General features: G+C 35.3%; 8 protein-coding genes. 5 read left to right on the top strand and 3 right to left on the bottom strand.

The genetic code is table 11. The features are described from left to right. The first annotated feature begins 10 nt into the window (after positions 1-10). The 4 genes from ACNQGN_RS12895 to ACNQGN_RS12910 all read left to right on the top strand — a co-directional run bounded on the left by ACNQGN_RS12895 (position 11) and on the right by ACNQGN_RS12910 (position 6,311). Positions 11-3,106, top strand: a complete 3,096-nt coding sequence (locus tag ACNQGN_RS12895) for an efflux RND transporter permease subunit (protein ID WP_417988241.1) — start codon at positions 11-13, stop codon at positions 3,104-3,106. 2 nt (positions 3,107-3,108) lie between these two features. Beyond that, on the top strand, positions 3,109-4,422 hold the full coding sequence (locus tag ACNQGN_RS12900; protein WP_417988242.1) for a TolC family protein: 1,314 nt from the start codon (positions 3,109-3,111) through the stop codon (positions 4,420-4,422). A gap of 27 nt (positions 4,423-4,449) precedes the next feature. Continuing rightward, positions 4,450-5,313 carry a bestrophin family protein gene (locus ACNQGN_RS12905; RefSeq protein WP_417988243.1) on the top strand — a complete coding sequence of 288 codons (864 nt, stop codon included), beginning with the start codon at positions 4,450-4,452 and terminating at the stop codon, positions 5,311-5,313. 74 nt (positions 5,314-5,387) lie between these two features. Then, entirely contained in the window at positions 5,388-6,311 is a 924-nt protein-coding gene (locus tag ACNQGN_RS12910; protein ID WP_417988244.1) for an AraC family transcriptional regulator, read from the top strand. 1 nt (position 6,312) lies between these two features. Here the strand turns inward: ACNQGN_RS12910 and ACNQGN_RS12915 are convergent, their stop codons facing one another. Continuing rightward, entirely contained in the window at positions 6,313-6,687 is a 375-nt protein-coding gene (locus tag ACNQGN_RS12915; RefSeq protein WP_417988245.1) for a DUF779 domain-containing protein, read from the bottom strand. A gap of 74 nt (positions 6,688-6,761) precedes the next feature. After that, positions 6,762-8,267 (bottom strand): aldehyde dehydrogenase family protein, encoded by a 1,506-nt coding sequence (locus ACNQGN_RS12920; RefSeq protein ID WP_417988246.1) that lies wholly within the window; start codon positions 8,265-8,267, stop codon positions 6,762-6,764. A 263-nt stretch (positions 8,268-8,530) separates the two neighbouring features. Between ACNQGN_RS12920 and pheT the strand changes: the two genes are divergently transcribed. Next, the gene (gene pheT, locus ACNQGN_RS12925) at positions 8,531-10,951 is read left to right on the top strand and encodes a phenylalanine--tRNA ligase subunit beta (RefSeq protein ID WP_417988247.1); all 2,421 of its coding nucleotides are present in this window, start codon (positions 8,531-8,533) and stop codon (positions 10,949-10,951) included. 148 nt (positions 10,952-11,099) lie between these two features. On the opposite strand, the gene ACNQGN_RS12930 is transcribed toward pheT, so the two are convergent. Further along, positions 11,100-11,528 carry a fasciclin domain-containing protein gene (locus tag ACNQGN_RS12930; RefSeq protein WP_417988248.1) on the bottom strand — a complete coding sequence of 143 codons (429 nt, stop codon included), beginning with the start codon at positions 11,526-11,528 and terminating at the stop codon, positions 11,100-11,102. Between the last annotated feature and the right edge of the window lie 92 nt (positions 11,529-11,620).

The raw sequence follows: 11,620 nt of genomic DNA on the forward strand, positions 1-11,620 counted from the left end.
ATTCAACAAAATGAGTATATCAACCACAAGTATAAGAAGACCCGTATTTACCATAGTTATCAATTTAGCCATCGTGTTATTTGGAATCATTGGTTACAGTTTTCTTGGCGTTCGTGAATTTCCGTCAATTGATCCGGCACAAGTTTCGATTAGAACTAATTATACCGGAGCCAATGCTGATATTATTGAATCCCAAATTACGGAACCACTTGAAAAAGCAATCAATTCCATTGATGGAATTCGAAATGTAACTTCTTCAAGTGCGCAAGGAAGCAGTAATATTACTATCGAATTTAATTTAGATAAAGATCTGGAAGAAGCGGCAAATGATGTCCGTGATAAAGTTTCTCAAGCCGTCAGAAACTTGCCGCAGGACATTGATGCTCCTCCCGTTGTTTCTAAAGCTGATGCCAATGGTGAAGCAATTATTTCAATGACGGTGCAAAGTGATTCCAGAAGCGCCTTAGAATTGAGTGATTATGCCGAAAATGTAATTTCCCAACGATTGGAAACCATTCCGGGGGTAAGTGGGGTTCAAATTTGGGGGCAAAAAAGATATGCAATGCGTTTGTGGATTGATCCCGTGAAATTAGCTTCTTACGGCTGTACGGTTTCGGAAGTTAGAGAAGCCCTAAACAAGCAAAATGTAGAATTACCTTCAGGGAAACTGACAGGAAAAAACACAGAATTAACGGTTAAAACTGTTGGTAACCTATCCTCAGCAGCGGAATTCAATAATATAATTATTCGTTCAGACGGCGAAAAAGTGGTTCGATTGAGCGATATAGGAATAGCAAGTTTGGGCCCTGAGAATACAGAAACACAAATGACCCAGTCAGGAACTCCATTAGTTGGTGTAGCGATTGTTCCTCTTCCCGGGGCTAATTACTTAGATATTTCAACTGCTTTTTATAAAGAATTTGAAAAATTAAAAAAGGATCTACCCAAAGACATCCAATTAAACATAGCTATTGATACTACCGTTTTTGTAAAAAAGTCAGTTATTGAAGTAGCGGAAACCCTAGGGATTTCAATTATTCTGGTAATTTTAATTATCTATTTGTTCTTTAGGGATTGGGCAATAGCATTTAGACCGCTAATTGACATTCCTGTTTCGCTCATAGCGACTTTCTTCATTATGTGGCTTTTTGGATTTTCTATAAATGTATTGACTTTACTGGCTATTGTTTTAGCAACAGGTCTAGTTGTTGATGACGGAATTGTAGTTACAGAGAATATTTATAAAAAAGTAGAAGAAGGAATGTCTCCAATTGAAGCCGCGATAAAAGGCTCAAATGAAATCTTTTTTGCGGTAATTTCGATTTCAATCACCTTAGCAGCTGTATTTCTTCCTGTGATTTTTCTCGAAGGATTTGTTGGACGATTGTTTAGGGAATTTGGCGTGGTCATTGGTGCAGCAGTATTGATATCTGCTTTTGTTTCGCTTACCTTAACACCTATGCTGAATGCGTACTTAATGAAAGGCGGTGAACAAAAAAAATCAAAATTCTATATCCAAACCGAACCGTATTTTCAAAAGCTAAACAGTGGTTATGCCGATGCATTACAACATTTTATGAAAAGAAAATGGTTGAGTTTCCCTATTCTTATCGCCTGTTTTGGATTAATTTATTTATTTTTCAATCTTTTGCAAAAAGAAACAGCGCCTTATGATGACCGAAGTGGATTTGTTATGCGGATGTCCACACCCGAAGGCTCTTCCTATGAATATACTGATCGATTTATGCAGGAAGTTTCAAAACTCGTAGATGATTCTATTCCCGGAAAAAAAGTAAGTTTGGTTATCACTTCACCAGGTTTTGGATCCTCTTCGGTAAATAGTGGTTTCATTCGTGTTTCCTTAGTAGAACCTAATGAAAGAGAGGATTCACAAAAAGAAATTGCTGAGAAACTAACCAAATGGACCAAAAGATATCCTGATGCAAAGACTTCGGTTATTGAACAACCTACAATTGCGGTAAACAGACGTGGTGGTTTACCAATTCAATACATTATTCAGGCAACAAATTTCAAAAAACTAGAAGAAAAGATTCCATTATTTATGGATGAAGTAGCCAAGAATCCAACTTTCGCAGTAAGTGATGTGAATTTAAAATTCAATAAACCTGAAGTTAACGTAACCATCATCCGTGAGAAAGCCGAAAGTTTGGGAATATCAGTAATTGACATTGCACAAACCTTACAACTTTCGCTGAGCGGTCAGCGATTTGGTTATTTTATGAGAAACGGAAAACAATATCAGGTGATTGGTCAATTCGATCAAAAAGACCGTTCAAAACCGCTTGATTTAACCTCTATGTATGTAAAAAATAACAAAGGGGAATTAATTCAAATGGACAATGTCGTTACTATTGAAGAGAAGAGTAATCCTCCCCAATTGTACCATAATAACAGATATATGTCGGCAACTATTTCCGCTGGTCTCGCTCCCGGTAAAAGTATCAGTGACGGGATTGACGCAATGAACGAAATTAAGACTAAAGTACTAGATGATACTTTTACCACCGATTTAGGTGGAGAATCACGAGATTTTGTTGAAAGCAGTTCGAATACTACATTTGCATTCGGCTTGGCTTTATTATTGATATTTTTAATTCTGGCCGCACAATTTGAAAGTTTTATAGACCCCTTTATTATCATTTTGACTGTACCGATGGCAGTTGCCGGTGCATTATTTTCGCTATGGCTCTTCGATCAAACTTGGAATATCTTTAGCCAAATTGGAACCGTAATGCTTATTGGACTGGTCACCAAGAACGGAATTCTGATTGTCGAATTTGCCAATCAACTGCGAGAACAGGGCAAATCGAAAGCGGATGCAATATTGGAAGCTTCCGAAGCACGACTTAGACCGATCTTAATGACCAGTTTAGCCATCTCACTGGGTGCATTGCCTATTGCAATGTCTCTGGGAGCCGCTTCAACGAGTAGAATTGGAATGGGGGTTGTAATCGTAGGAGGTACTATTTTCTCTTTGGTGTTAACCTTGTTTGTAATTCCTTCCATGTACCTTATGTGGTCGAAAGCCCGAAAACATTATCCTGAATTTGATCATATTGCAGAATATGAAAAAGAAAGCAACTAATTATGACACATTTTAAAATACTATTTCAAAGTCTGATACTACTCTTGTTTTGTGTTGCAAAAACCAATGCACAAGAAGTTTTGACATTGCAAAGTGCTGTAAAAATAGCATTAGAAAACAATTATGAAATCAAAATTGCTACAAACAATTTAGACATTGAAAAAACAAACGCAACAATTGGAAATGCCGGTATGTTTCCAAAAGTCACTGCAACAATTGTAGACAATAATAGTGTTCAAAACAGTTCACAAACTCGTCAGGATGGAACGCAAACAGAGTTAGACAATGCTAAGAACAACAGTTTGAATTATGGTGTTGGATTGGATTGGACTATTTTTGACGGCATGCGTATGTTTGCCAGACTAGATCAGCTTAAGGAATTACAAAAATTAGGAGAAGCACAACTAAAACTAACATTAATCACTAAAATAAGTGATGTACATGCAGCTTATTACGATCTGGTACAGCAACAGCAGCAATTAGTGGCACTAGATACCACAATTGTAATTTCGAACCAACGCTTATCTTTGGCACAAAACAGGTTCACCATAGGAAAAGCGTCTAAATTAGAGGTTTTAAATGCACAGGTAGATCTGAATACAGATCAGGTTGCAGTGTTGAGACAAAAGGAATTGTATGCCAATAGTAAAATTTTATTGAATCAAATACTGGCCAGAGATCTTGCAACTGATTTCAAAGTGATTGATGCTGTTGCAGTTGACAAGCAATTATTACTTCCGGAACTCACCGCTTTAGCCGAAAAACAAAATCCGCAATTGGAAGCGCAAATTATTAATAAAAAAGTAGCCGAATTAGAATTAAAACAAATCAAAGCGGGACGCTATCCTACGATAAAAGTAAACACAGGATACAATTTTTCTGAAAGCCAGTCCAGTCTTGGGTTTGTTTCGCAATCCTCATCCAGAGGACTGAATTACGGATTCAGTGCTTCTTTGAATATATTTGATGGCTTTGCACAAAATCGAAACGAAAAAATCGCCAAAATTCAGATTGAGAATTCTAAATTGACAGTCGAACAGCAAAATTTAACATTACACACGCAATTAGCCACTTCCTATCAAACGTATTTGACGAATTTAGAACTGATTACTTTAGAAGAAAAAAACAAAGCTATCGCCAAACAAAATTTGGATATCACCTTAGATAAATTTCGTATAGGAACCATAACAACACTAGAATTCAGAACTGCGCAATTGAATTATGTTAATGCCAAAGTACGGTACAGCAACGCCCAGTTTCTTGCCAAATTATCCGAAATTGCACTTAGAGAATTAGCTGGTAATCTAAATTTTTAATATATTTTTGCTAAAAAATTAGCGGAAATGATTTCATATAATACAAAGGACTGGTTTACATTTATTTTTCGTTTTCATAAAGCGGATACCTTCAGAACACTAATGCCAATAATGCTTGCCATTGGACTTTATTCTGGAATTATAGGTTATTTGGAAGTTGAATATTGGAAATTAGCAGATACTAGTTATGTGAAAAACATTACCATTATGCATGGAATGTTAGGTTTCGTAATTTCGTTATTGCTCGTTTTCAGAACTAATACAGCCTACGATCGTTGGTGGGAAGGTCGTAAAATGTGGGGTGCTTTAGTCAATAACAGCCGCAATCTTGCTATCAAATTATCGGCCATATTACAGGATGAAAAAGATCGAAATTATTTTCGTAAAATGATTCCGGGTTACGCCTCTATTTTACACAAACATTTAAACGACAATGATACCAGCATGCAGTTGTTTGACGATGTGGATTTGGAAGTTGACCATCACAAGCACAAACCCAATCAGGTAGCGAAAATGTTGTTTCATAAAATCAATGATTTATACGATTCCAAAAAAATAACAGGAGATCAATTAATCATTTTAAATGCCGAAATACTTTCGTTTACCGAAATTTGCGGAGCTTGCGAGAGAATTAAAAATACGCCTATTCCCTACTCCTACAGTGCTTTCTTGAAAAAATTTATCTTCTTTTATGTAATGACTTTGCCTTTTGGATATTCTTTTAGTTTGGGTTATTATGTGGTTCCGGTTGTCGTATTTATTTTTTATGTTTTAGCAAGTTTAGAGCTAATTGCCGAGGAAATAGAAGATCCTTTTGGAAGCGACGAAAATGATTTGCCTACTCATAAAATGGCAGAAAATATTAAAAAAAACGTCGAAGAATTAATTTAAAATTTGTTAAAGAGTGTTCAGGTTCTAATTATTTTCATTAAATTTAAGCTTTGTCTTTTTTAAGTTTGAAACCTATGAATAGTAATCGTATTTTTATTAACCCTCCGCATTTATCAAACGAAAAATCGTTAAAAACATTAGTAGAAAATAGAACGGTCTATTCCTTAAATCATTGTGAACTGAATCTTTTTGAAACCTACGAATCTTCTTCGCTGGTTCCTTTGAAATTTAATGATTTTGTGGTGACGAGTATGTTAAGAGGCAAAAAAGTAATGCATCTTTTTGATGACCCAAGTTTTGAGTATCTGCCAGGTGAAACGGTTGTTATTCCTTCAAATGTGGAAATGAAAATAGACTTTCCTGAAGCTACGAAAAGCAATCCAACACAATGTTTAGCTTTGGCGATAGATCAAACTAAAATTAGTGATACATTACAGTTCTTAAACGAGCGGTATCCCAAAGAAGGCAATTCCCAATTCTGGCAGTTAAATTATCAAAATTATTTTTTTTATAACAATGTAGAATTAGCTGCAACCATCAACAAGTTAATCAAAGAATGTATGAGTACTTCGATTACAAAAGATGCTTTGGCAGATTTAACTTTACAAGAATTACTAATTCGAATTATTCAAACGCAAACTGTAAAAGCAATTGATGACGGTTTGTATACAGATCCAAAAAATCCAATTACCCAAGTAGTAGAATTCATAAGACTGAATCTGAAAGAAAATATAAGCATGAAAAACTTGAGTGAAAAGGCGTGTATGAGTACTGCATCATTCTACAGACTTTTCAAAAGAGAAGTAGGTATGAGTCCAATAGAATTTGTAATAAGTGAAAAAATAAGATGCGCTAAACAATTGCTCAAAAATCCTACAATACAAATCAATGAAGTGTGCTATTTATCTGGATTTGAGGATTCCAATTACTTCAGTCGCTTGTTCAAAAAACACGAAGGAATTACTCCGAAGCAGTACCAATTATTGTATGTAAATTAAATTATTCGATAAATTTAACTGGGGCAAGTGAATGCTCCTCTTCTGGCAAAAAAATCCGGTATTCAATTCGAAAAGTTTTCTTTAACGGTGTTTCCAAAGAAAACCCTCCTACTCCAAAAGCATCAATTACATCCAAAGTAAAATGAGCGTGTTTCCAATATTCGAATAAATCCTTATCCACCCAAAATTCAGTGTTTTCTATTGTACCGATACATACATCCCCCATTCTCTGGTAGAATCCACCCTTTTCAAAACATTGTGGCTGTGTGCCTTCACAACATCCTCCTGCTTGATAAAACATCAAATCACCATGTTTTTCCTGCAAAATTTTGATTAATTCTATTGCTTTTTCCGTTGCGTCAATTCTTTTTATCATCTTTTTTGCTTTAAAATAAAACCTGACAAATAATACAATCTGTCAGGTTTAAAATTAACCAATACTCTGCACTATTAAAAGAAACCTAACTTCTTTTTATCGTAAGAAATCAACATATTTTTTGTTTGACGATAGTGACCAAGCATCATTTTATGGTTTTCACGACCAATTCCTGATTGTTTGTAGCCACCAAAAGGGGCACCGGCTGGATAAGAATGATACTGATTAATCCAAACACGACCTGCCTGGATTGCTCTTGGAACCTGATAAATTTCATGTGCATCGCGGGTCCAGACTCCAGCTCCCAAACCATACATCGAATCATTTGCAATTGCTATCGCTTCTTCTGTTGTTTTAAAAGTGGTAACCGCTAAAACAGGCCCGAAAATTTCTTCTTGAAAAATACGCATTTTATTATGTCCTTTAAAAAGAGTTGGTTTGATATAATAACCTCCAGCAAGTTCTCCATTCAAATGGTTTTCTTCACCGCCAGTTAACACTTCGGCACCTTCCTCTTTTCCTAATTTAATATAGGACAGAATTTTTTCTTTTTGAACCAATGAAGTCTGAGCTCCCATCATCGTTGTTCTATCCAACGGATTTCCTAGTTTGATGGCTGCTGTTCTTTCAATTACTCGGGCAATAAATTTATCATAGATATCTTCATGAATTAGTAGTCTAGAAGGACAAGTGCAAATCTCCCCTTGATTTAACGCAAAAAGTACTGCACCTTCCACTGCTTTATCAAAGAAATCATCGTCAGCATCTCCAACAGATTTCATGAAGATATTGGGAGATTTTCCGCCCAATTCCAATGTTACGGGAATAATATTTTCCGTAGCATATTGCATTACTAAACGACCGGTTGGTGTAGAACCCGTAAATGCGGCCTTTGACACTTTTTTATTCGTTACCAAAGCCCTTCCCAGCTCAGCACCAAAACCATTAACAATATTTATTACTCCAGGAGGAAGGATATCCCCTATCAATTCCATCAATACCAAAATAGAAATTGGAGTACTTTCCGCTGGCTTTAAAACCACTGTATTGCCTGCTGCCAATGCCGGCGCTAATTTCCATACAGCCATTAAAATTGGAAAATTCCAAGGAATAATCTGGGCAATTACACCTAATGGTTCACTCAAAGCAATCGAAACTGTTTGTGAATCCAGCTCAGCAATAGAACTTTCCTCTGCTCGAATTACCCCTGCAAAATATCTAAAATGATCTATTGCCAAAGGAATGTCTGCAGCTAAAGTTTCACGGATTGCTTTCCCGTTATCTATGGTTTCAACGGTAGCAATATACTCCAGATTATCTTCAATAACCTGTGCAATTTTATTCAATAGTATGCTCCGTTCTGTAACGGACGTTTTTCCCCATGTTTGAAAAGCTTCATGCGCTTTGTCAACAGCCACATCTATATCAACTTTAGTGGAATGTGCAGCCCTTGTAAATACTTTTCCATCAATTGGAGAAACAACATCAAAATACTGTCCACCGATTGGTGCAACAAATTCCCCTCCTATATAATTATCATACGTTGCCTTGAATTCAGGTCTTTTTACTATGTTGTCCATGGTGTTATCTATTTTATTTTATCAAAAATAGTTTCCTATTTATCGTTACAATAGCACAATTCATTCAACTAATAGCATTAAATTTTCATATGTGTTTTTTTAACGCAATTTTATTATTTAATTCCTAAATATTTATACTAAACAGTACTAAATCTCTATTTCAAACACTCCTGAAATGTGACAAATCAGTTATAAAAAACCAAAAAAATTGTTTTTACTCCAACCTGCAATCCTTATATTTGCAATCTCATTAAAATTGACAGATGAAAATATCTTACAACTGGTTAAAACAATTCATTAAAATAGATTGGAAATCCGAAGAAACGGCAGCATTGCTAACAGATTTAGGTCTTGAAGTGGAAATTGTTGAAAAATACCAATCGGTAAAAGGCGGATTAGAAGGCATTGTTGTAGGACATGTTCTTACTTGTATTCAACATCCAGATGCTGACAGGCTAAAAATAACTACTGTAGATTTAGGCAACGGAGTTCCTGTACAAATTGTATGTGGAGCCAGTAATGTTGCTGCAGGACAAAAAGTTCCTGTTGCCACAATAGGTACTACATTATATGATAAAGAGGGAGTTTCGTTTTCGATAAAAAAAGGAAAAATACGTGGACAGGAAAGTCACGGAATGATTTGTGCCGAAGATGAATTAGGTCTTGGTGAAAGTCATGATGGAATTATGATATTGGACGATGCTTTAGTACCAGGAACTCCAGCAGCAACCGTTTTTAAAATTGAAAATGACGAAGTTTTCGAAATTGGACTAACACCAAATCGTGCAGATGCTATGAGTCATTTGGGAACAGCCCGTGATTTAAGAGCAGGAATGTTGCAAAGCGGTGTTAGTGTAGAATTAATTACACCATCAGTAAGTAATTTTAGAGTAGATAAAAGAATTCTGAAAATTGATATTGATGTTAAAGAACCTAAGCTTGCTCCTAGATATTGTGGAGTTACCATTTCCGGAATTACCGTAAAACCCTCTCCTGCTTGGTTGCAAAACCGACTGAAAGCCATTGGAATAAATCCAAAGAATAATATAGTTGATGTAACCAATTATGTTTTACATGAATTAGGCCAGCCGCTTCATGCCTTTGATGCTTCAAAAATCAATGGAAAAATAATTGTAAAAACACTTGCTGCCGGAACTAAATTTACGACTCTTGATGACGTTGAAAGAACCTTACACGAAGAAGATCTAATGATTTGTGATGAAAAAGGAGCTTTGTGTATCGCTGGCGTTTTTGGTGGAAAAAAATCAGGAGTATCAGAAAACACTAATTCTATTTTCTTAGAAAGTGCATATTTCAATCCCGTAAGTATTCGTAAAACAGCCAAAAGGCATCAATTGAACACCGATGCATCTTTTCGTTTTGAAAGAGGAATTGACCCAACTATTACTGAATATGCATTGAAACGAGCTGCTTTACTGATTCAAGAAGTGGCTGGTGGAGAAATAACATCAGATGTGATTGATGTGTATCCAAAGAAAATGGAGGACTTTTCAGTATTTTTAAGCTTCAGCAAAGTAGCCAAAATCATTGGTCAGGAATTGTCGAAAGATACAATTAAGAAAATATTAGTTTCATTGGACATCAAAGTAAATAGTGTTTCAGATGCCGGATTAGGATTAATCATTCCTGCCTATCGCGTTGATGTACAAAGAGAAATAGATGTTATTGAGGAGATACTGAGAGTGTATGGATACAACAACATTAATTTTTCGAAAAAACTAAACGCTACGGTTTCTAATTCTCCCAGAAACGAAGATTATAAAATACAAAATACGATTGCCACACAATTGAATTCACAAGGTTTTCATGAAATGATGGCCAATTCATTGACTACAGCATCTTATACTGAACTTTCTGATCAATTAAATTCAGCTCATAATGTTACAATGCTTAATCCACTAAGTACAGATTTAGCCACGATGCGTCAATCCTTATTGTTTTCTGGACTGGAAGCAGTTTCTTACAATATCAATCGTAAAAATGCCGATTTAAAATTATTTGAATTTGGAAAAACGTATCATAACTATCTCTCTGGTTATGAAGAAAAAAAGCATTTAAGTTTATTCCTTTCTGGCAGCAGGAATCAGGAAAATTGGACCTCTGTTCAAAAGCCTTCTGATTTCTTTTTATTCAAAGGGTATGTAACGGGAATACTTTCAAGATTAGGAATTCAAAAGACACAAAATTTACCGGTAACTTCGGATGTGTTTTCTGAAGGAATTGCAATTGGATGTGATCAAGATATAATCGTAGAATTAGGAGTGGTCAAAAAATCCATATTGAAACATTTTGGTATCAAACAAGAAGTCTTTTTTGCTGATTTTAATTGGGCTCTAATTCTGAAATTGATTACTACCAAAATAAAGTATACGGAAATTCCTAAGTATCCTGAAGTACGCAGGGATTTGGCTTTACTAATCGATCAAAACGTAACCTACGATAGTATTTACAATATTGCACGTCAAACAGAGAAAGTGCTCTTAAAAGACATTAATTTATTTGATGTTTATGAAGGACAAAATCTGCCGGAAGGTAAAAAATCATACGCTTTAAGCTTTACAATCCAAGACAATTCAAAAACGCTGACTGATGCTCAAATAGATAAAATCATGAGTAAACTGCAAAATAATTTTGAAACAGAGCTTGGAGCAAGTTTGAGATAGTCCTATTTTATAAAGATTAAAAATCCTGATTCTAAATTTAGACTGAACTCAAGAGTTTAGACAAATTTAGAATTGGGATTTTTTTCAAAAAGCCCTGCAAAATTGCAGGACTTTTTCAACTAACAAAATCAAACCTCTTATTAAAAAATTATTTTTTTGGCAATACCACTGCGTCAATTACATGAATCACACCATTTGATTGGTTCACATTCGCTATTGTAACTTTAGCTTTGTTTCTATTTTCATCTGAAATATATAAATCTTTACCTTTCATCCATGCTGTCAAAGTTCCACCGCTAACCGTTTTCAGTGTTGCTTTTCCTTTTCCCATTTTTATAACTTTTGCTATAGCAGCAGCATTCATTTTTCCTGCTACTACATGGTAGGTAAGAATTGTTTGTAACATTTTTAAATTTTCAGGTTTTAATAATGTTTCAACGGTACCTTTTGGTAATTTATCAAAGGCTTCATTTGTAGGAGCAAAAACGGTGAACGGCCCTTTACTTTGTAAAGTTTCAACCAAACCTGCGGCTTTTACAGCTGCAACCAATGTTGTGAACGGTAAATAAAAGTACACGATTTTTGGCAATTAAGAGTGCAGGATAATTGGCAAGAATAGTGCACGATAATCAGCAAGAATAAGTGCAGGATTATTGGCAAGAATGAATA

The organism is Flavobacterium rhamnosi (assembly GCF_048286515.1).
GTDB lineage: Bacteria > Bacteroidota > Bacteroidia > Flavobacteriales > Flavobacteriaceae > Flavobacterium.